A 21,651-nucleotide genomic window follows, 5' to 3' on the forward strand; every position below is an offset into this window, starting at 1 on the left:
GCGGGAAGAGGGGAGGTCACTGCGCCGGGACCGTCTGGACGGTGCCGGTGTGCCGGGCGCGCTCGGCGGCGAACGCCGCGAGGTGGCTGCCGAGCGAGGTGGCGGGACCGGAGCGGACGGCCCCGGAGTCGCCGGTGGCGACGGCGGTGACGAACGCCTCGACGAGTGCGGCGTCCCCGCCGCCGTGCCCGTCGGCCGCGTTCGAACCGGACGCGCCGAGTTCGTGGACGGTGGACTCGCCGGTCCGGAAGTCCTGCACCGTGACCCGCTCACCGTCACCGACGAGCCAGCCGTGCGAGCCGAAGATCCGGGTCTGGCGGTGGGTCTGCTCGGTGAACGCGACCATCTGGAACGTCGCGGTCACCCCGTCCGTCAACTGCATGGCGAGGACCTGGTGGTCCACCACGTCGTTGTCGCTCCGGTACGCGCAGACCCCGTACGGGCCCTCGCGCAGGGCCGTCAGGAGACCGGCCTCGTCGGTCGCCTCCGTGACATGGGTGACCGGCCAGACCGCGCCCTTCTCGCGCAGCGTCGGCATGTACAGCTTCAGCGCGCTGTACGGGCAGTCCGCCTCGACCGCGCAGTCGAGGCAGCGCTCCGCGGAGCCGGCCGGGGCATTCTCCGGCCGGAAGTGCTTCAGCCCGCCGAAGCCGGTGACCTGCTCGATCCGGCCGCCCATGATGTACGTGATCCAGTCCAGGTCGTGGCAGGACTTGGCCAGCAGCATCGGGGAGGAGTCCTTCTCGCTGCGCCACGGACCGCGTACGTAGCTGTGGGCGTAGTGCCACCAGCCGACCGGCTCCAGATGGTCGAGCGAGACGAGCTGACCGAGCACCCCGGAGTCCACGACCTCCTTCACCAGGTCGGTGTACGGGGTGTACCGCATGACGTGGCACACCGCGAACAGCACCCCGGCCCGCTCCACCCCCTCGACGATCCGCCGGGTCTCCTCCTCTGTCGGGGCGAGCGGCTTCTCCGCGAGGATCGCGTAACCGGCCTCGGCGAGCGCCAGCACCGGCTCCACGTGGAAGCGGTCCTGGGTGGCGACGATGACGGCGTCCGCGATGCGGTTCTCCACCAGCGGCCGCCAGTCGTCGAACCCGACGGGCGCGCCCGCCGCCGTCCGCGCCGCGGGGCGCGGATCCGCGACGGCGACGAGTTCGGCGCGCTCCGGGTGCGCCTTGATCCACTCGGCGTACGTCAGACCGCGGTTGCCGGCGCCGACGAGTGCGACGCGTACGGGCCGGCCGGTGATCGGGGTATGCGTGGACACGGGGAATCCCTGGTGCTCGATGGGCCGTGAGGGCCCAGATGGTCAGAAGCGCAGCGTGGCCGAGGTGTGGGCGACGCGGTCGCCCTCGTCCGGGAGCGCGGTGCGCTCGGTGCCGTCCTCGACGCAGCCGGTGTGCAGCAGATGGCTGGAGCCGCCGAACGCCGCGGGCCGCAGTTCGAGCCGGCCACCGGTGAAGGTGGAGCCGGTGGCCCGGTAGCGGTTGGGCCCCTCGGTGAGCAGCACATGGGCGGTGTCCCCGGGCGCGGACGAGTCGAGGCCGCCGAGCTGCCAGTCGACGGTGCGCCCGGCGCCGGTACGGGCGAGCAGGGCGCCGTCCTTGTTGGTGCCGGAGAGCCGCGTGCCGTCGATGCGCAGGCGCTGGTCCTTCGCCGAGGTCAGCTTCAGCCCGGTGTCGCGCAGTTCGCCGCCCAGGACGGTGATGTCGGCGTGGGCGAGCGAGACCGGGGCGGTGTCCTTGGATCCGGTCAGGGCGCACTGGTCGAGGACGAGCGGCCCGGTGCCGTTGAACAGCGCGCCGTCGACGCCCTTCAGAGTGGTGCGCTGGAGGGTGAGCGGCGCGGTGACACTGGCCTGGGTGATCTCGGCGCCCGCCGCGAAGGCGAAGGAGGAGTCCGCGATGACGTTGGGGCGGGCGGACAGGTCGGAGGCCCGGGAGACGATCAGCGGGCCCGTCGCCGTACAGCCCCGCATCTGTACGCCGTCCGCGTTGACCCAGAGCATTCCGGAGCCGTCCAGCGACTTCTTGCCGACGACCAGGACGTCCTCAAGGGTCAGATCGGTGATCTTGACGCGGGCCACGAACCACGAGCAGGCGTGCCTGCGCACGGTGATCCGCTTGGCCCGGCCGCCCCAGGCCGTGCCCGAGTTGGCGAAGGTCATCAGCCCCGAGTTGCCGGTGTACGTGAGGTCGTGCTCGAACTGGCCGTGCGTCACGAACGGGCCCTCGTCGTCACCGTCGCCGTGGCAGTTGGTGACGTAACAGTAGGCCGAGGCCGTGAAGTCGTTCAGATGGCGGGCGTTGGAGGTGTGGCAGTCCTCCACGTGCCCGTACAGGCAGTAGATCTGCTGGGTGAGGTAGCCCGCGCCGCCGTAGGTGACGGACTTCGGGTTGGTCAGCGAGCACTGCTCCGTGCGGTAGTACGTGCACCAGCGGCGCATCACCACCGGCCAGAACGTGCCGATGGCCTCGATGCCGGAGACGTCGCAGCGCACCGCGTACTCGTAGGCGACCGGGTGCGAGCCGGTCATCTCGTCCTCGCCCCAGCCCTCGAAGACCATGTTGCGCACGTGGGCGCGGTCCACGGGCTCGATCCGGGTCCAGCTCAGGGTGCGTCCGGCGGCCAGGTCCCAGCCGATCTGGTAGTTGACCCGGATGTGCGTGGCGTCGACTACATCCGTGACCTGGACGAGCCGCTGGATCTCCTTCTCGTACGTGCCCGCCAGCGCGTTGATCTCCACGGCCCACCACTGGCCGACCGCGAACTCCGAGGCGTCACCGACCTCGAAGAGGTCCGAGAGATCCGGCATCGCCGCGCCCAGTGTGTGTTTGACGGTGGTGTCGGTGACGGTGCCGTGGAAGGAGAGGACGGCGCCGAAGGGGTTGTCGTGGGTGTTCTTCTCGATGCCGGTGGTGTGGATGTGGTGTCCGCCGAAGTCGAGTTCGATGTTCGAGCGGTGGAAGAGGTGGCGTTTGGTGAACAGGAGGTCGGTGTGGGCTTCGACGCGGTGGACGCTCTTGTCGTTGACCATGGCGTCGAGTGCGGCGTCGGCGGGGGTTGTGGCGTCGAAGTGGCCGAAGGTGCGGAAGTCGAGCGTTCCGGTGTGGAGCTGGTGCCAGCGTCCGGTCTTCGCGTGGGTGGGGGCGATGACGGTGCCGCCGTTGTGGGCGGCGGTGGACTTCTTGTTCCAGCGCAGGGCCATGGCGCCGCCGTCGCCGGGGGTGCGGTAGCCGGCCAGCAGGATCTGGGTGCCGTCGGCCAGCGGCTTGGTGTTCAGGGCCCGCAGCGCGGCGACCGAGTCCAGGTTCAGGACATCGCCGGTATGGGCGGGGGCGGCCTGCGCGGACCCGGTGGCCACGGCCGAACCGGCGATGACCAGACCGGCCAGACCCGAAGCCCGCAGCACGTTGCGACGGGACGAGGCAGGGGTGGAGTGGTGCGGAACGCTCATGCGGACTTCGCCTTCCAAGAAGTGCGACAAGTGAGGGAGCGTTCCTGCGGTGGACTGCCATGAGGCGGATGGCTGAAAAGGGTCCGGTCGTCGGATGTTCACGACGCGTTGGGCAGGCGTCGGAATCGGACCGGGAGGGGTAAATCGGCGGTGGCGGGTGAGCGTCACCGGGGTTGGCAGGGAACCTACGGCGGGTTGCGCCGATCGGTCAAGACCCGATTTCGTCGGAATGCGGCATCGCGGTGTCCGAAACACCGTCCTCCGGGTCGTCGACCCAGCCCAGCGAGACGCTGATCCGGCGCGCCGAATCCCGCACCTGGCCGCCCAGCTCCTGGTACCGCCAGGCCGGCAGCCCGGTCTTCAGCCCGGTGATGGAGACGGCCCCGGCGCACACCGAACGGTCGTCGAAGACCGGTGCGCCGATGCAGATGATGCCCTCGGCGTCCTCCTCGTCGTCCAGGGCGTAGCCAACCCTGGCGATGTCGCGGAGGTGGGACAAAAAGGTCGCCGGGTCGGTGATCGTGCGGGACGTGCGCCGGGGCAGCCCGAACCGTTCGACGATTGAGGCGGCCTCGCCCTGCGGCACCGCGGAGAGCAGCGCCTTGCCCAGGCCCGTGCAGTGCGGCAGCTCGCGCTGGCCCATCCGCAGATCGAGCCGGACGCGCTGGTCGAGCTCGACCTGGTCCACCACGACCGCGTGGCCGTCCTCGGGGACGGCGAGCCTGGAGGCCATGCCGGTGGCGCGGTTGAGCTCGCGCAGGACGGGGTGGGCGACCCCGCGCAGCGAGACCTGGGACCTGGCCCGGTCACCGAGCCTGGCCAGGCTCATGCCGAGCCGGTAGCGGCGGTTCATGCCCTCGCCGTCGTCCGAGACCAGTCCGTAGGCGCGCAGGGTCTGGAGCATGCCGAACGCCGCGCTCTTGGAGATGGAGCAGACCTGGCCGACCTCGGTGACGCTCAGCCCGTTCCCCTGGGAGGGGGCGGCGAGAGCTTCGAGGATGTCGGCTGCCCTGGCCACGCTCTTGACCCAGTATTTCGGTTCCTCAGGGGCAGCACTGTTCGTCATAGCAGAACAGCCTAGTGCCTATGGGGTCCTGCGGCGTACGGGCGAACCAAGAAAACCCGGAAAACAGGGCCTTGGGTGGCTGGAAGGGGGTTGACCGACCTCAGAGGCGGACGTAATATCCAGGCACTGTTCTGCTCTACAGAACAGTGTTCTGAAAAAGCGAAACGCAGTACCGAGCACCACGGATCACCTCTTCCTGCGGCGACTGCCGGGCGGATGGCGCCAGGGACTCACGGGCCGGGCAGGGCCCGCGAAAACCGACGACTCTCGACGCAAGGAGCAAGCACCATGAGTTCAGGCCCGGTAGGCAACGAATCCGGAGCCCGACTCGCCGAACGCGCCCGCCAGGTCGTACCCGGCGGCGTGAACAGCGGTCAGCGCAGCGTTCCCGGACTGACCGACCTGGTCGTCACCGGGACCGACGGCGCACGGTTCCGTACCGCCGACGGACGCGAGTACACCGACTTCCACTCGGCGTTCGGCCCGCCGCTGCTCGGCCACAACGACCCCGACGTGGCCGCCGCGACCGCCGAGGCCGGCGCCACCCTCGGCCACATGGGCGTCGGCGTCACCGAGGGCGAGGTCCTCCTCGCCGAGCAGCTCACCGAGCTGATCCCCTCGATCGAGAAGGTGCTGCTCACCAGCACCGGCAGCGAGGCCACGTTCCACGCGCTGCGCGTCTCCCGCGCCGCGACCGGCCGCCGACTCGTCGTCAAGTTCCAGGGCTGCTACCACGGCTGGCACGACTCGGTCAGCCTCAACGTCATCTCCGCGCCCGAGAAGGTCGGCGGCCACGACCCGATCTCGACCGGCATCCTGCCCGAGGTCCTCGAAGCCACTCTCGTCCTGCCGTTCAACGACAGCGAGGCCGTCCGTCGCACCTTCGCGGAGCACGGCTCCGACATCGCGGCCGTCATCGTCGAACCGGTCCCGCACAACGTCGGCGCGCTCCTGCCCTACCAGGAGTTCCTGACCACGCTGCGCGAGGAGACCACGAAGGCCGGCAGCGTCCTGATCTTCGACGAGGTCATCACCGGCTTCCGCCACGCGCTGGGCGGCTGGCAGCAGATCTCCGGCGTCACCCCCGACCTCACCACCCTCGGCAAGGCCATCGCCAACGGCGCCCCTGTCGGCGCGATCGGCGGCCGCGCGGAGCTGATGGACCTCTTCTCCACCCGCCCCGGCGCCCCGGCCTTCTTCGCCGGCACGTACAACGGCCACCCGTCCGTCGTCGCCGCGGCCCTCGCCACCCTGCGCAAACTCCGCGAGGAGCCGGTCCACGACCACGTCTTCCGGCTCGGCGGCCGCGTCCGCACCGAACTCACCGGACTGTACGAGCGCCTCGGCGTCCCCGCCGTCGTCACCGGCTACGGCTCCGTCTTCGTCAGCTACTTCATGCCCGGCGAGGCCCCCCGCACCTATGCGGACCTGCTGAACAACGACGCCTCGCTGTTCGTCGGCTACCGCCGCAAGCTCCTGGAGCACGGCCTGTTCGAGCTGCCGCTCAACCTCAAGCGCAGCCACATCAGCTACGCGCACACCGACGCCGACGTGGACCGCCTGATCGAGGGCACGGAGGCCGCGGTCAAGGCCGTCCTCGCGGACGGCGGCGCCCGAGACCTGGAGAACACCTCGACCATGGGTGGAGCGACCCGCTGATGCTGACCGTCAACCGCACCCGCCCCGTCGGCCCCGCCGGACGGATCACCCGCGTCGAGACCCTGATGCTCGGCACCTCCTGGCGCGACTTCGGCTATGTCCGGGTCCACACCGACGAGGGCCTGTCCGGGATCGGAGAGATCACCCACCCCTACCGGGTCGGTGAGGTCTGCGCGCTCACCGAGGCCATCGCCGGGCGCCACCTGATCGGCGCCGACCCCTTCGACGTCGAGGAACTCTGGCTCCGCGTCTACCAGGGCGACTTCCTGCGCGGCGGCGACATGGGCGGCGTCGCCCTGTCCGGCCTCGACCAGGCGATGTACGACCTGATGGGCAAGGCGCTCGGCGTCCCCGCCTACCGGCTGACCGGCGGCGCCTGCCGCGACGACGTACGCGTCTACGCCAACGGCTGGTACACCGGGGAACGTGAGCCCGAGACCTTCGCGGCCAAGGCGAAGGAGACCGTGGCCAAGGGCTTCACCGCCCTCAAGTTCGACCCCTTCGGCCCCGGCCTGCACGAGCTGGAGCGCGCCGAACTGCGCCGCTCCATCGACCTCGTCGCCGCCGTGCGCGAGGCCATCGGACCGGACATCGACCTCTTCATCGAGGGCCACGCCCGCTTCGCCATGCCGACCGCCGCCCGCCTCGTGCGCGAGCTGGAACCGTTCGACATCGGCTGGTTCGAGGAGCCGATGCCCTGGACCCACATCGAGCGGTACGCGGAACTGCGCCAGCGCGCCGCCTTCCCGATCTCCGGCGGTGAGCACTTCCACAACCGCTACGAGTACAAGCAGCTCTTCGCCACCAACGCGGTCGACATCATCCAGCCCGACCTGTCCATGGCCGGCGGCTTCACCGAGGTCAGGAAGCTGGCCGCCATCGCCGACACCCACGGCATGCTCGTCGCCCCGCACAACTCCAACTCCCCGCTCTGCACCACCGTCTCGGTGCACGCGGCGCTCGGAATCCCCAACTTCAAGATTCTCGAAACCTTCGACGGGCTCCTGGAGCCGTTCGTCTTCGACGCCCTCAAGGGCACCCTCCCGATGACGGACGGCCGCATCGGACTGCCGACCGCCCCCGGGCTCGGCGTCGAACTCGTCGACGAGGTCTTCGAGGAACACCCGCCCAGCCACCGCTTCTGGAACATGTTCGCGGACGGCTGGGAGAAGCGGAACCGCACATGATCACCGACGTCCACTCCCATCTCTTCCGGCACAGCCACGACTTCACCGACCCGTTCAGCTCCGACTCCGCCCGCGCCCACGCGGGCGAGGTCGACCTCACGGTGAAGTGGGAGGAGTACGCCGCCACGGCGCCCGACTCCACCCGCACGATCGTCGTCGGCGGCAAGGCCAGGCGCAGCGGCCTCTGGGTCGACGACGCCGCCGTCGCCGCGTACGTCGGGAAACACCCTGACCGGCTGATCGGCTACCTGGCGCTCGACCCCACCCAGCCCGGCTGGCAGGAGGAACTGCGCTACGGCCACCAGGAGCTGGGCCTGCGCGGCATCAAGCTGATGCCGATGTACGCGGGCTTCGACCCGGCCGCGGAGGAGTACGACGAGCTGTACACGTACGCCGAACGGCACGGCCTGCCGCTCCTGGTGCACACCGGCACGACGTTCGTCTCCAGCGCGCCGCTGGAGTGGGCGATGCCCCGCCACCTGGACGCGGTCGCCATCCGCCATCCCGAGCTGCGGATGGTACTGGCCCACCTGGGCCACCCCTTCGAGGGCGAGTGCATCGCGGTCATCCGCAAGCACCCGCACGTGTACGCCGACCTCAGCGCCCTGCACTACCGGCCCTTCCAGCTCTGGCACAGCCTCCGGCTGGTCCAGGACTACGGGGTCTTCCACAAGGTGCTGTTCGGCAGCGACTACCCGTTCACGACGGTCGACGACTCGGTGAAGGGGCTCCGGGAGATCGCCCGCATCCCCGGCATCCCCGGGCTGCCGCCGCTGGACGCGGACGCGATCGAGGAGATCATCCACCGGCCCTCGCTCGATCTGCTGGGCCTGAACGGCTGACCCGCCGTTCCCCCGAACTACCGGTACGGCGCCCCGGTTCATCCCCCTGTCCCGGGGGTGCCGGCCGGTAGCAGGGCCGCCGCGCACTCACCCATGTGTCCCCCGCGCGGCGGCCCGACCCGGCCCGGCCCGAAGGCAAGGCCCTGTTCCGTATCTCTCAGCATCTCTCCGCATGGAGGAGCCCCGCCATGACCGCAGCCGTCCCGCCCCGCGGCACCGACCGCTTCGATCTGACCGGCCGCACCGCGCTCGTGACCGGGGCCGCCCGGGGCCTCGGCCGCTCCTTCGCCGTGGGACTGGCGGAGGCGGGCGCCGACCTGGTGCTCGTCGACCTGCCGGGCGCCGAGGGCATCGAGTGGACCCGGGCGGAGGTCGAGGCGCTCGGGCGGCGCTGCCGGGTGTACGGGCAGGACCTCGGGGACATCGAGGCGCTGGCAGACTTCGCCGACACGGTGCGCGCCGACAGCGGCCCGCTGCACATCCTGGTCAACAACGCGGGCACGGCGGCGCTGGAACGCTTCAACGAGATCACCCCGGCCAGCTGGTCGCACATCATGCGGGTCAATGTGGACGCGGTGTTCTTCCTCAGCCAGCGCATCGCCGAACACATGACGGCGGACTCCGTGGCCGGCCGCATCATCACCATCACCTCGAAGAACGCCCTGGTGGCCGAAGCGGGCCTGGCCCACTACAACGCCTCCAAGGCCGCCGCCCAACTGCTCACCGAGACCCTGGCGGTCGAGCTCGCCCCGCACGGCATCACCGCCAACACGCTTGCGCCCGGCATGGTCGAGACGCCCATCGACGGCGAGTTCCCCTTCGACCGGGAGGCCTTCGAGTCCGCGTACCGCGAGCGCATCCCGCTCGGCCGGTACGCGCGGCCCGACGAGTGTGTGGGCGCCCTGCTGCTGCTCGCCTCGGACGCGGGTGCCTACCTCACCGGGGCGCGGATCGTGGTGGACGGCGGGGTGCTGGCCGACCAGATGCCGCGGATGCGCTTCATGCCGCCGTACCGCAACACGATCTGACCGCCGCGCCGCCCTGCGACCCGCGGAGCACGCACAGATCACGCACGCACCGAGCACGCATCGACAAGCACTGACAACGCGAGGAGCACCTCCGTCATGTCCGCCAACGCTTCGTCCCGCCGGAATCTGCTGCGGGCTTCGGGTCTGGCCGGTCTGGTCATCGCCGGTTCGGCCGTGGCCACCGGGTCCGCGCAGGCCGCCCCCGCCCATACCGGCGATGTCCTGAACCTGGACTCGGTCGCCGCGCTGCGGGCCCTGAACACCAAGCCGCTGGCCGACGGCACCCAGATCCTGCTGGCCGGCTACCGCACCCCCGGCGACGGCGGCGCCATGGCCCTGCGCTGGAACAAGAAGTCCACCGCCGCCCACAACGGCGGCACCGTCATCGCCCCCGACGGGGCCAAGACCGGACGCTGGCACCAGCTCCACACCGGAACGCTCGACTTCCGCACCTTCGGCCACTTCGACGCCACAACCCCCGCCGACGCCGCACTCGACGCCATGGTCAACGACAAGAGCGTCCACCGCGTCGAAGCCCACACCGACCTCCTGTTCACCAAACGCCACCTCTTCCACCGCTCGAACATCGAACTCGACTTCGGCGGACACCACATCCACACCACCGGCATTGAGAAGAACACCCACGACAACCCCTTCGGCGCCGTCCTCTCCTTCCACGGCACCGTCACCGACACCACCGTCAAACACACACTCTCCGGCAAGGTCATCGAACTCACCGACACCTTCCCGGTTCCCGACGCGAAGGCCTTCGCGGTCGGCCAGTGGTGGTCGGTGCGGGTCGACCCGGTCGAGGGCGGCGGCGGTGACGAGCGGGAACTGCAGAAGCTCGTCGAGATCACCGAGATCGTCGACGCGGGCCACATCCGGATCGGCTACCTCAACGGCTGGGAACTCGCCGCCGGCCGCACCCTCACCTGGACCCGGATCGAACCGGTCCGCGACACCCACATCCGCGACATGCTCTTCGAGGGGGCGGGGCCCGACGAGTACACCGGCTCCCACCCCGTCAGCTTCGAGTACGCCGTCGGCTGCGACGTCTCCGGCATCCACGCCACCGGCACCTTCTGGCCGGTCGTCATGCGCCGCTGGTGCACCCGCTTCCGTACCGAGAACTGCTCGCTGAAGAACCCGCCCACCGTCGAGTACGGCGGCGCGGGCTACCTCACCCAGCAGATCTACTGCCTGTACGGGCGGGTGGCCGACTGCACCACCAGCAACGTGCGCCACCTCAACGACCTCACCGCCTCCGCCTACTGCACCGTCGTGAACTGCCACGGCGACGGCGACGACGCGGGCGGCAACCCCTTCACCACCCATGGCCAGTACGAGCACGACCTGCTCTTCGACGGCAACTCCGGGCTCATGGACATCGCCAACTCGGGTGCCCAGTGGGGTATTTCCGCCAAGCGGATCACCGTACGCAGACACGTCTGCTCCTGGTTCACCGCCAACACGAAGATCACCGATCTGACCCTTGAGGACATCACGGTGATCGCCCGCCCCACCTTCGACCAGGCCGGCACCCTCACGGTGAACGCCGACGGGGCCCAGGTGCGCGGCTGCACCGCGAAGACCTTCGCCGTCGCCCAGCGCTCGGAGCGCTCCACCCGGCCGACCACCGTCAGCGACTGTTCCTTCGAACCGCCCGCCGGAGCCGTCCTCGTCCAGACCCCCGTCACCGCACCCGTCCACTTCGTGCGCTGCACGTTCAAGGGCGTCGACGGCGTCGTCCTGCGCGGTGCGGGCCCCGTCCACCTCACCGACTGCACCGTCACCGGCGCCGACGACGCGGCCCCCCTCTCGGTGGGCTCGGCCGAGCTGCGGCTGGACGGCGGTACGTTCCACAACACCGGCATCGAGCTCAGCGGCGTGCGCGACCAGCGGATCACCGTGACCGGCGGCGCCAGGATCACCGGCGCCAACAAGGCGGGGGCGCTGCTCGGCCGGGCGGCCGGTTCCGGGAGCACGACCTGGGACCTCACCGGTCTCAGCAGCACCGCCGCCGGAGCGGACACCGCGCACATCCGTATCGCCTACGGCGTGAACCACTACGCGGCGACCGGCAGCCGCTTCACCGGCGGGGTCCTCCATCTCGCCCCGGAAGCCATGGACTCGGTCCTGCACACGGGGTGCGTGGAGGACGGCACCCGGCGCGGCGCGATGCCGGAGGACGGCGATCGGGTCCGCACGGGCGGGAACCTGATCCTGTGAGCGCCACCGTCCGCACCGCCACCCCGGCCGACGATCCGGCTCTGGCCGCCCTGTGGAAGCGGTGCTTCGAGTCCCCGCACCTCACCGCCCTCCACGCGCTCGACCCGGACCGCCACCGGCACACCTTCGTCGCGCAGAACGACGCGGGGGAGGGGATCGACGCGGTCGTCGTCTACGTACCGAGGCTGATCCGGGACGCGGACGGCACCCCGCGCAGGGTCGGCGGCATCGGCAGCGTGGCGACCCGCCCCGAAGCCAGGGGACAGGGGCTGGTGCGACGGCTGCTGGCGGCGGCGGAGCGCACCATGACGGCCGAACGGTGCGCCTGGTCCCTGCTGTTCACCGGGACGCCCGGGGTCTACCGGAGCTCGGGGTGGCAGGAGTTCGCGAGCGGTTACACCGAGGGGACGCTCGCCGCCTCGTCCGCTCCGGAGCCCTACCCGGTCCGGGCTGCCACGGCCCGTGACGCCGTGGAGGTGGCCGCTCTGCACCACGCGTACAACGCGCGGCGGCCGCTCAGCTCGCTGCGCGCGCCGGAGGACTGGGCGGTGCGCGTGCCCGCCTGGTACGGCGCGCTCGAACAGTCGCTCGTGGCGCGGGACCCGGTCTCCGGCGCGCTCACCGGCTGGATCGTGGCGCGGCACGCGGGGGACTGCGTGGAGGTGCGCGAGTTCGCGGGTACGGAGGCGTGTCTGGGGGCGCTGTTCGCCGCCGTCGGCTCACGGGCCGCTGCGGCGTGGCTGACCCGGGTCCGGGTCCGGATTCCCGTCACCGCCGGGGTGCGGGCCGCGCTGCCGGTCCTGCTGGCGGACGCCGGGCAGGTCACGGAGCACGTGGGGATGGCACGGCCGCTGCATGCCACGGCCGAGTCGGTGCGCGCCACGGTCACGGCGCCCGGCGCGGTCCACTGGTACGGCGACTGCTTCTGACCGCGCCGCCTGTCGGCGGCCCCGGCCCTGCGTGGCCGGGGCCGCAGAGCGGTCAGGCTTCGTCGGCCGGCGGCTTCCCGTCGTAGCCGGACGTCCCGGAGTCGAGCAGCGGCTCCTGGGTCTTGAGGTGGGCCGGGGCGAAGGCCCGCAGCACGTGGTAGCCGGTGATCACGACGATGGTGCCGAGCGCGATCCCGCTCAGCTCGAAGTTGTCGGTGACCTTCAGACTGACCCCGCCGACGCCGATGATGATGCCCGCCGCGGCCGGCACCAGGTTCAGCGGGTTGCGCAGATCGACCTTGGCGTTCAGCCAGATCTGGGCACCGAGGAGACCGATCATGCCGTAGAGGATCACCGTGATGCCGCCGAGGACCCCGCCCGGAATGGCCGCCACGACCGCGCCGAACTTGGGGCACAGTCCGAACAGCAGGGCGAAGCAGGCGGCCGCCCAGTACGCCGCGGTGGAGTACACCCGGGTCGCGGCCATCACGCCGATGTTCTCGGAGTACGTCGTGTTCGGCGGACCGCCGAACACGGTCGACAGCATCGAGGCGGCGCCGTCCGCGGCGATCGCGGTGCCGAGCTTGCCGTCCAGCGAGCGGCCCGTCATCTCGCCGACCGCCTTCACATGCCCGGCGTTCTCCGCGATGAGCGCGATGACGACGGGCAGCGCGACCAGGATCGCGGACCACTCGAAGCTCGGGGCGTGGAACGACGGCAGCCCGACCCAGTCGGCCTTCCCCACCCCCGACAGGTCCAGCCGCCAGTGGTCCACGGCCTCGGCGCCCCCGGCGGGGGAGTGGATCTTCCCGAACACCCGGTCCAGGACCCAGGACAGCACGTAGCCGAAGACCAGACCGAGGAAGATCGCGATCCTGGACAGGAAACCGCGCAGACAGACCACGGCCAGTCCGGTGAACAGCATCACCAGCAGGGCCGTCCACTGGTCCTGCGGCCAGTACGTGGACGCGGTGACCGGCGCCAGGTTGAAGCCGATCAGCATCACGACCGAGCCCGTCACCACCGGCGGCATCGCCGCGTGGATGATCCGGGCGCCGAACCGCTGCACCGCGAGGCCGGCGAGGAAGAGCGCCGCCCCCACCACGAAGACCGCGCCCGTGACCACGGCACTGCTGCCGCCGCTGGCCCGGATGGTCGCGGCAACCCCGACGAACGAGAGTGAACAGCCCAGATAGCTGGGCACCTGCCCTCGTGTGGCCAGCAGGAAGATGGCCGTCGCGACACCCGACATCATGATCGCCAGGTTCGGGTCGAGACCCATGAGCACCGGGGCGACGAACGACGCGCCGAACATCGCGACCACGTGCTGGGCGCCCAGCCCGAACGTCCGCGGCCAGGAGAGCCGCTCATCGGGGCGGACGACCGCTCCCGGTGCGGGCGTCTTCCCGTCGCCGTGCAAGGTCCAGCGCACGCCGAGGCCGCCCATGGTTGCTCCCTGTGTGTAGGTGCGGCGGGCCGGTGCCTCACGGGGCACGGCGCGGACCGCGGAAAAGATCAGCGCCATGTTAATGCCGGTTCGTCAACCGCCCCCCGGCGGGATCCGGGCGCGGGGTGCGCGGAACCACCACCCGCCGCGCCCGGTGACCCGAACGGCTCAGGGACGCGGCTCGGCCGGCGCCGCTCCCGGTACCCCGGCGTCCGAGGAGGACACCTTGCGATCGCCCGCCCGCAGCACACCGGCCCCGAGCACCAGCCCGAAGGCCAGCACCGAGACCAGGCCGAAGGAGACGACCAGCGAGGTCGCCTCGGCCAGCGAGCCGATCGCCGAAGGGGCGATCAGCCCCGAGGTGTACGTGATCGTCGCGACACCCGCGATCGCCCGGCTCGGGTTCGACCCGCTGCGCCCGGCCGCCGCGAAGGCGAGCGGCACGACCACGGCGATGCCGAGGCCCATCAGGCCGAAGCCGCACAACGCCAGGACGACATTGGGCGCGGTGACCACCAGGACCCCGCCGACCGTGGCGAGCACGCCGCCAGTCCGTACGGTCCGCACCGCGCCGAAGCGGTCGACGACCCGGTCACCGGCGATCCGGGCGACCGCCATCGTCAGCGCGAACGCGGTCGTCGACGCGGCGGCCAGACCTGCGGAACTGTCCAGGACATCGCGGAGGTAGACCGCCGACCAGTCCAGGCTGGCGCCCTCCGCGAACACCGCGCAGAAGCCCACCGCGCCGATGATCAGGGCCGACCTGGGCGGCAGGGTGAAGCGCGGCGGAGCCTCCGTGTCCGGCTCGCTGCGCAGATCCAGCACCTGCCTGCAGGCGATCAGCCCGAGCGTGGTGAGGACGAGCGCGGCGACGACGTGGTGCAGTCGCGCGTCGGCCCCCAGATGGGCGGCCACCGTGCCCGCCGCCGAACCGACCAGGGCGCCCACGCTCCACATCCCGTGCAGCCCGGACATGATCGACTTGTCGAGGCGGTTCTCCACCTCGACCCCGAGCGCGTTCATCGCCACGTCCGACATGCCCGCCGACGCCCCGTACACCAGGAGGGCCGCGCACAGCGTCAGCAGGCTGGGGGCTATGGAAGGCAGGATCAGTGCCAGGGTCCACAGCGTCAGCAGCCCGCGCAGCGCGCTCCGGGCGCCGAAGCGGTGGCTGATCGCGCCGGCCAGCGGCATCGCGAGCGAGGCGCCGATCGCCGGAAAGGCCAGGGCTATGCCGAGCTGTCCGGCACTGAGCCCCGCGTGGTCCTGGATCCACGGCACCCGGGTGGCGAAACTGCCGGTCACCGCTCCGTGTACCGAGAAGACCGCGGCGATGGCGTACCTGGCGCGCCTCACCTGCTCCGTGCTGAAGACCGCTGCCGTGGAATCCGTCGTCATGCCGCCGTGCCCTCCCCTGGGAATTCTCCGATGCCGCGGTTCCGACGCTCCCCGGCGTCCTTCTCCACGATGCGGGCAGTAAACTATCAGGAACCCTGCCTGATAAATAGGCCGTGCCGGCACCGACCGCGGCGACGGTCTGGAAGGATTCCGGCATGCCCGCATCACCGAGCACCGCCAGGGCCATCAACGACCGGCTCGCCCTGCGGCACCTCCAGCAGGACGGCCCGCTGACGGCCACGCAGCTGAAGGCCCTGACGGGACTCTCCCGGCCCACCGTCGCCGACCTGGTCGAACGGCTCCAGGGGGCGGGCCTGATCCGGGTGGTCGGAGAGGCCGGGGCCGAGCGCCGCGGCCCCAACGCCCGGCTCTACGGGATCGTCGCGGACCGCGCCCATCTGGCCGCCCTCGACGTCCGCACCGACAGCCTCGCGGTGGTCGTCGCCGACCTCCTGGGCGCGACCCTGGCCGAGGCCACCCTGCCGATCGGCAGCGAGACCGCCACCGACGAGGCCGTCGAACAGGCCGTGGCCCTCCTCGAACGCACCGCGCGCCGCGCCGGCACCGCGCCGCTGCACAGCGTCGGCATCGGCGCTCCCGGCCTGATCGACCCGGTCACCGGGGAACTCCGCGACACCACAGGACTGCCGGCCTGGCACCGCCGACTGGTCCGGGCACTCCAGCAGCGACTGCCTGCCGGCGTGCTCGTCGAGAACGAGACGAACCTGGCGGCCGTGGCCGAGCACCGGCTCGGAGCCGCCCGCGACCACGACACGTTCGTCCTGCTCTGGCTCGGGCACGGCGTGGGGGCGGCCGTCATGCTGGACGGGAAGGTGCGCCGCGGTGCCTCCGGCGGCGCGGGCGAGATCGGCTTCCTGCCGGTGCCCGGCACCGACGGCACCCCGTCCGCCGTCAGCTGCGACGGCGGCTTTCACTCCCTGGGGGGCTCGGCAGCCCTGTGCGAACTGGCCTCCGCCCACGGCATCGCCGTCCCGACCGGAGGCCGGGAGCCGGGCGCGGCGGTCGCCGTCCGCGCGGCCCTCGCGGGGGAGGGCGACGGCGAGGCCTTCCTCGACGCGCTCGCCGACCGGCTGGCGCTCGGCGCGGCCGCCGTCGTCTCCGTCCTGGACCCGGGGTGCGTGCTGCTGTCGGGCGAGGTCGGTCTCGCGGGCGGCGACGCGCTGGCCGCACGGGTCGAGGAGCGGCTCGCCCTGATGTCCCCCCTGCGCACCGAGGTCAGGGCCGGCCTGCTCGGCGGCACGGCGGTCCTGCGCGGCGCGCTGCTCGCGGCGCGGGAGGCGGCACAGGACGCGCTGTTCGGTGCGGGGTCTCCGGGGCGGGGGGTTCCGTCCTCAATCGCCGGACGGGCTTGAGCGGTGCGGGTGCCCCTCCGGCGAGACTCCTCGGAAATGGCGTACGACCCGGGTCCCCACCCACCGGGAAGGGCGCACCCCGCGGGGGACCCGCACATCAAGCCCGTCCGGCGATTGAGGACGGAACCCCGCGCCCCGGAAAGGCGCGACGTCACGGGCTGTCTGTGAGCCACTCCACAGCGTTCACCCGCATGGCCCACGGTCAGTCGTGGCACACTGATTCTGTACCAGCAGCAGCGCACTCCGGGGTCGGTGCAATTCCGAACCGGCGGTTATAGTCCGCGACCCGTCCGCATCCAGCGGCCGGTTGACCAGGTGGGATTCCTGGACCGACGGTTAAAGTCCGGATGGGAGGCAGTGCGCGGCGGGCCGTTTCGCGGGTACGCCGCCGTCGGCGGATGGTTTTCGGGCGACCGATCCATCCGTTTTTCCGGCATTCGGCGTCCCCGTTCCACGTTCCGCTTCATCTGTCGTCATCGACAGGCCCCGGAGTCCGTGCCCGAAGAGGCAGGAGGACCCGGTGGACACCGCAGCCGACACCACCGCAATGCGCCGAGCCATCGCGCTCGCAGCCCGCGGTCTCGGTTCCACCAGCCCCAATCCGGTCGTCGGATGCGTCGTCCTCGACGCGAAGGGCCGGCCGGCCGGTGAGGGATTCCACCAGCGCGCCGGAGGGCCGCACGCCGAGATCCACGCCCTGCGCGCGGCCGGCGAGAAGGCGCGGGGCGGCACCGCCTACGTCACCCTCGAACCCTGTAACCACACCGGACGCACCGGCCCCTGCGCCCAGGCGCTCATAGACGCCGGGATCGCCCGTGTCGTGTACGCGGTCGGTGACCCGAACCCGCAGGCCACCGGGGGTGCCGACACCCTGCGGGCGGCCGGGGTCAAGGCCGAGCAGGGACTCCTCGCCGAGGAGGCCGAGCAGGGCAACGCCGCCTGGCTGACCTCCGTGCGGCTGGGCCGCCCCCATGTCACCTGGAAGTACGCGGCCACCCTGGACGGCCGGATCGCGGCCGCCGACGCCACCAGCCGCTGGATCACCTCCACGGAGTCCCGCGCCGACGTGCACCGGCTGCGCGCCGAGGCGGACGCCGTCGTGGTCGGCTCCGGAACCGCCCGCACCGACGACCCCCAGCTCGGGGTCAGGGGCATCGACGGCGCGGTCCAGCCGCTGCGGGTCGTCGTGGACACCGCCGCCACCGCCGTCCGGCCCGGAGCCCGGGTCCTCGACGCGGGCGCCCCCACCCTGATCGCCGTGGCCGACGACGCGGACGTCCGCCACCTGCCGGAAGAGACCGTACTGAGGCTGCCGCGCGCCGCGCCCGGCCCCGGGCTGGACCTTTCCGCGCTGCTCGCCGCCCTCCATGAGCGCGGCATCCGCTCCGTACTCCTCGAAGGCGGCCCGACCCTGGCCGGGGCCTTCGTCGCGGCGGGAGCAGTCGACCGGATCGTCGGCTACCTCGCCCCCGTGCTCCTCGGCGCGGGCCCCGCGGCCCTGGCCGACGCCGGAATCCCCACCATCTCCAAGGCGTTGCGCCTCCAGATGACCGAGACCGTGCGTATCGGCCCCGATCTGCGCATCACCGCCGTCCCCGGCCCCGCTCCGAAGGGAAACTGAGTGTTCACCGGAATTGTCGAAGAACTGGGTGAGGTCACCGCCGTCGAGAACCTCGGCGACTCCTCCCGATTCCGTCTGCGCGGACCCGTGGTCACCGAGGGCGCCAAGCACGGCGACTCGATCGCCGTCAACGGCGTGTGCCTGACCGTCGTCGACCACGGCGGCCAGGAGTTCACCGCCGATGTGATGGCCGAGACGCTGAACAGGTCCAGCCTGGGCGCACTGCGGGCCGGCTCCCGGGTCAACCTGGAGCGGCCCATGGCGGTCGGCGGGAGGCTCGGCGGGCACATCGTGCAGGGTCACGTGGACGGCACGGGCCGCATCGTCGAGCGCAAGCCTTCCGAGAACTGGGAGATCGTGAAGGTCTCGCTCCCCGCCGAGCTCACCCGGTACGTGGTGGAGAAGGGCTCGATCACCGTCGACGGAGTGAGCCTGACCGTCGTGGACGCCGGACCCGACTACTTCACCATCAGCCTCATCCCCACCACCCTCGCCCTGACCACGCTCGGCCACAAGGAGCCCGGCGACCCGGTCAACCTTGAGGTGGACGTCATCGCGAAGTACGTCGAGCGGCTGCTCGGCCACCGCGCGCAGGAGCCAGAGGAGCCGGCGAAGTGAGTGCCCTGCACTGGCTGAACTCGGAGGCGTTCAGCGTCTTCGGTCAGCACATCATCTGGTCCGACATGATCGGCAACACGATCGGCCTGATCGCCCTCACCCTGGGCTGGCTGCGCTCGATCTGGACCTGGCCGGCGCAGCTGCTGTCCGGTGTCGTCCTGGTCGCCGCCAACGTCTCGGTGCACCAGGCGGGCAGCGTCGGCAAGCAGGTCATCGTCATCGCGGTGGCCGTCTGGGGCTGGCAGCAGTGGACCAGGGGCAGGCAGCAGGCCCAGGACGGCTCCATCGCCGTACGGTTCGCCAGCTGGCGCGAACGCGGCTACCTGCTCGGCGGGGCGGCGGTCGGCACCCTCGCGGTCGGCGGCCTGTTCACCGCGTTCCCCTCGCTCTCGTGGAGCCCTTGGGCGGACGCGTACATATTCGCCGGCACGCTCGTGGCGATGCTCGCCCAGGCTCGCGGCATGGTCGAGTTCTGGTTCGCCTGGCTCCTCGTCGACCTGGTCGGCGTACCGCTCAACTTCCACAGCGGTCTCGCCTTCTCCGGTCTCATCTACGTCGTCTACGGGGCCCTCGTCCTGTGGGGCATGCGCGACTGGTGGCTGCGTACGCGGACACCAGCTCTGGAAGGAGCCACGGCATGACTGCCCAGCCCACCTGGTTGCACCGGGAACACCACGCGCCCGCGGAGGACCTCACCCTGGACCCCGTCGAGCAGGCCATCCGCGACATCGCGGCGGGCCGTCCCGTCGTGGTCGTGGACGACGAGGACCGGGAGAACGAGGGCGACCTCGTCATCGCGGCCGAGAAGGCCACCCCCGAGATCGTCGCCTTCATGATGAGCGAGTGCCGCGGACTGATCTGCGCGCCCATGGAGAACGCCGAGCTGGAACGGCTCGAACTCCCGCAGATGGTCGACCACAACACCGAGTCGATGAAGACGGCCTTCACCGTCTCCGTCGACGCCTCGGGCGCGCACGGCGTCACCACCGGTATCTCCGCCGCCGACCGGGCCACCACGCTCCGGCTGCTCGCGGGCGGCGTCGCGGGCCCCGGTGACTTCGTACGGCCCGGCCACATCTTCCCGCTCCGGGCCCGTACCGGCGGGGTGCTCGTGCGCAACGGGCACACCGAGGCGGCTGTCGACCTCGCCCGGCTCGCCGGACTGCGGCCCGCCGGGGCGATCGTCGAGATCGCGGGCGAGGACGGCGTCATGCTGCGCCTTCCCCAGCTGGTCCCGTTCGCCCGCAAGCACGGCCTCACGATCATCTCCATCGAGGACCTGATCGCCTACCGCCGCACCTCCGAGCCGGCCGTCCGCCGCGAGGCGGAGGTCCGGCTGCCGACGGACTTCGGCGCGTTCACCGCGTACGGCTACCGCTCCACCGTGGACGGGGTCGAGCACGTCGCGCTGGTCCACGGCGACATCGGGGACGGCGACGACGTCCTGGTCCGGGTCCACTCCGAGTGCCTGACCGGCGACATCTTCCAGTCCGAGCGCTGCGACTGCGGACCCCAGCTGCACGCCTCGATGCGGCGCATCACGGACGAGGGCCGCGGCGTCGTCGTCTATCTGCGCGGCCACGAGGGACGCGGCATCGGCCTGGTCTCCAAGCTGCGCGCGTACGAGCTCCAGGAGCGCGGCGTCGACACCCTCGACGCCAACCTTGAGCTCGGACTGCCCGCCGACGCCCGCGACTACGCGGCCGGTGCCCAGATCCTCAAGGACCTCGGCGTCCGCAGCCTGCGCCTGATGACGAACAACCCCGACAAGACCGCCGCGATCCTGCGGCACGGCCTGGCCGTCACCGGACGGGAACCGATGCCCGTCCAGGCAGGCGAGCACAATCTGCGCTACCTGCGCACCAAGCGGGACCGGATGGGCCACGACCTGCCCTGGCTCGACGCCGCCACGGTGTCGACCTGCGGCAACCAGTAGCCGCAGCACCAGCACTTCCAGCAGCCATCAAGGAAACGAGCGGTAGGAGAGACATGAGCGGCAAGGGCGCACCCGAACTGTCCGTACGCAACTGCGGCGACCTGCGCGTGGCGGTCATCGCCGCGCAGTGGCACGAGAAGGTCATGGACGGACTCGTCGACGGCGCGCTGCGTGCCCTGCACGAGCTGGGCATCGACGAGCCGACCCTGCTGAGGGTCCCCGGCAGCTTCGAGCTGCCGGTGGTCGCCAAGGTGCTGGCCGGGCGCGGGTACGACGCGATCGTCGCACTCGGCGTGATCATCCGGGGCGGCACCCCGCACTTCGAATACGTGTCGCACGGCGTCACCAACGGCCTCACCCAGGTCGCGGTCGACACCGGTGTACCGGTCGGCTTCGGCGTCCTCACCTGTGACACCGAGGAACAGGCGCTCGACCGGGCGGGCATCGAGGGGTCCAACGAGGACAAGGGGCACGAAGCGGTCACCGCCGCCGTCGCCACCGCCACCACACTGCGCTCGGTCAGCGAACCCTGGCGCTGAGTGCGGGTCCGGGACCCCGTATTCTAAGGACATCATGGCGAACAAAACCTTCGAAGAGCTCTTCGCCGAGCTCCAGCTCAAGGCCGCCGACGGCGACCCCTCCACCTCCCGTACCGCCGAACTGGTGGACAAGGGTGTGCATGCCATCGGCAAGAAGGTCGTGGAGGAGGCCGCCGAAGTCTGGATGGCCGCCGAGCACGAGAGCAAGGACGCGGCAGCCGAGGAGATCTCCCAGCTGCTCTACCACGTCCAGGTGATGATGGTCGCGCGCGGAATCTCGCTCGACGACGTCTACGCCCATCTCTGAGCACGC

The 21,651-nt window shown here is 71.2% G+C and carries 18 protein-coding genes and 1 riboswitch; of the genes, 13 read left to right on the plus strand and 5 right to left on the minus strand.

Going from position 1 to position 21,651, the window contains the following annotated elements; genetic code table 11:
* Positions 1-16 precede the first annotated feature (16 nt).
* The 3 genes from RLT59_RS33165 to RLT59_RS33175 form a co-directional block, all read right to left on the minus strand.
* Complete coding sequence (locus RLT59_RS33165; protein ID WP_311306805.1) at positions 17-1,273, minus strand: Gfo/Idh/MocA family protein; 1,257 nt, start codon at positions 1,271-1,273, stop codon at positions 17-19.
* 42 nt (positions 1,274-1,315) lie between these two features.
* Entirely contained in the window at positions 1,316-3,463 is a 2,148-nt protein-coding gene (locus RLT59_RS33170; protein WP_311306806.1) for a putative phage tail protein, read from the minus strand.
* A gap of 208 nt (positions 3,464-3,671) precedes the next feature.
* On the minus strand, positions 3,672-4,529 hold the full coding sequence (locus tag RLT59_RS33175; protein ID WP_311306807.1) for an IclR family transcriptional regulator: 858 nt from the start codon (positions 4,527-4,529) through the stop codon (positions 3,672-3,674).
* Positions 4,530-4,817: 288 nt separating this feature from the next.
* On the opposite strand from RLT59_RS33175, the gene RLT59_RS33180 reads away from it, so the two are divergent.
* The 6 genes from RLT59_RS33180 (at position 4,818) to RLT59_RS33205 (ending at position 12,406) form a co-directional block, all read left to right on the plus strand.
* Positions 4,818-6,188, plus strand: coding sequence for an aspartate aminotransferase family protein (locus RLT59_RS33180; RefSeq protein ID WP_311306808.1), 1,371 nt, complete (start codon positions 4,818-4,820; stop codon positions 6,186-6,188).
* Positions 6,188-7,375: a mandelate racemase/muconate lactonizing enzyme family protein gene (locus tag RLT59_RS33185; protein WP_311306809.1), complete on the plus strand. Its 1,188-nt coding sequence runs from the start codon at positions 6,188-6,190 to the stop codon at positions 7,373-7,375. Before RLT59_RS33180 ends, RLT59_RS33185 begins: the two co-directional genes overlap by 1 nt.
* On the plus strand, positions 7,372-8,217 hold the full coding sequence (locus RLT59_RS33190) for an amidohydrolase family protein (protein ID WP_073739454.1): 846 nt from the start codon (positions 7,372-7,374) through the stop codon (positions 8,215-8,217). Before RLT59_RS33185 ends, RLT59_RS33190 begins: the two co-directional genes overlap by 4 nt.
* Positions 8,218-8,405: 188 nt before the next feature.
* Complete coding sequence (locus RLT59_RS33195; protein ID WP_311306810.1) at positions 8,406-9,245, plus strand: SDR family NAD(P)-dependent oxidoreductase; 840 nt, start codon at positions 8,406-8,408, stop codon at positions 9,243-9,245.
* 96 nt (positions 9,246-9,341) lie between these two features.
* Positions 9,342-11,477: a putative phage tail protein gene (locus tag RLT59_RS33200; RefSeq protein ID WP_311306811.1), complete on the plus strand. Its 2,136-nt coding sequence runs from the start codon at positions 9,342-9,344 to the stop codon at positions 11,475-11,477.
* Positions 11,474-12,406, plus strand: a complete 933-nt coding sequence (locus RLT59_RS33205; RefSeq protein WP_311306812.1) for a GNAT family N-acetyltransferase — start codon at positions 11,474-11,476, stop codon at positions 12,404-12,406. Before RLT59_RS33200 ends, RLT59_RS33205 begins: the two co-directional genes overlap by 4 nt.
* Positions 12,407-12,458: 52 nt before the next feature.
* Here RLT59_RS33205 and RLT59_RS33210 read toward each other — a convergent pair whose 3' ends face one another.
* Both RLT59_RS33210 and RLT59_RS33215 read right to left on the minus strand, forming a co-directional pair.
* Entirely contained in the window at positions 12,459-13,853 is a 1,395-nt protein-coding gene (locus tag RLT59_RS33210; RefSeq protein WP_311307945.1) for a uracil-xanthine permease family protein, read from the minus strand.
* 168 nt (positions 13,854-14,021) lie between these two features.
* Positions 14,022-15,251 (minus strand): MFS transporter, encoded by a 1,230-nt coding sequence (locus tag RLT59_RS33215; protein ID WP_311306813.1) that lies wholly within the window; start codon positions 15,249-15,251, stop codon positions 14,022-14,024.
* Positions 15,252-15,406: 155 nt separating this feature from the next.
* Between RLT59_RS33215 and RLT59_RS33220 the strand changes: the two genes are divergently transcribed.
* From RLT59_RS33220 to RLT59_RS33250, 7 genes are all read left to right on the plus strand, one after another.
* On the plus strand, positions 15,407-16,624 hold the full coding sequence (locus RLT59_RS33220; protein ID WP_311306814.1) for an ROK family transcriptional regulator: 1,218 nt from the start codon (positions 15,407-15,409) through the stop codon (positions 16,622-16,624).
* Positions 16,625-16,858: 234 nt separating this feature from the next.
* A riboswitch (FMN riboswitch) is annotated at positions 16,859-16,989 on the plus strand.
* Between the two features lie 155 nt (positions 16,990-17,144).
* Positions 17,145-18,245: a bifunctional diaminohydroxyphosphoribosylaminopyrimidine deaminase/5-amino-6-(5-phosphoribosylamino)uracil reductase RibD gene (gene ribD, locus RLT59_RS33225; protein ID WP_311306815.1), complete on the plus strand. Its 1,101-nt coding sequence runs from the start codon at positions 17,145-17,147 to the stop codon at positions 18,243-18,245.
* The gene (locus tag RLT59_RS33230) at positions 18,246-18,863 is read left to right on the plus strand and encodes a riboflavin synthase (RefSeq protein WP_311306816.1); all 618 of its coding nucleotides are present in this window, start codon (positions 18,246-18,248) and stop codon (positions 18,861-18,863) included.
* Positions 18,860-19,504 carry a nicotinamide mononucleotide transporter family protein gene (locus tag RLT59_RS33235; RefSeq protein ID WP_311306817.1) on the plus strand — a complete coding sequence of 215 codons (645 nt, stop codon included), beginning with the start codon at positions 18,860-18,862 and terminating at the stop codon, positions 19,502-19,504. Before RLT59_RS33230 ends, RLT59_RS33235 begins: the two co-directional genes overlap by 4 nt.
* Positions 19,501-20,799, plus strand: a complete 1,299-nt coding sequence (locus RLT59_RS33240) for a bifunctional 3,4-dihydroxy-2-butanone-4-phosphate synthase/GTP cyclohydrolase II (protein ID WP_311306818.1) — start codon at positions 19,501-19,503, stop codon at positions 20,797-20,799. Before RLT59_RS33235 ends, RLT59_RS33240 begins: the two co-directional genes overlap by 4 nt.
* A 53-nt stretch (positions 20,800-20,852) precedes the next feature.
* The gene (ribH, locus tag RLT59_RS33245) at positions 20,853-21,338 is read left to right on the plus strand and encodes a 6,7-dimethyl-8-ribityllumazine synthase (RefSeq protein ID WP_024493156.1); all 486 of its coding nucleotides are present in this window, start codon (positions 20,853-20,855) and stop codon (positions 21,336-21,338) included.
* A gap of 34 nt (positions 21,339-21,372) precedes the next feature.
* The gene (locus tag RLT59_RS33250) at positions 21,373-21,645 is read left to right on the plus strand and encodes a phosphoribosyl-ATP diphosphatase (RefSeq protein WP_073739434.1); all 273 of its coding nucleotides are present in this window, start codon (positions 21,373-21,375) and stop codon (positions 21,643-21,645) included.
* Positions 21,646-21,651: the final 6 nt, after the last annotated feature.

The sequence above is a fragment of the Streptomyces sp. ITFR-6 genome, from assembly GCF_031844725.1.
GTDB lineage: Bacteria > Actinomycetota > Actinomycetes > Streptomycetales > Streptomycetaceae > Streptomyces.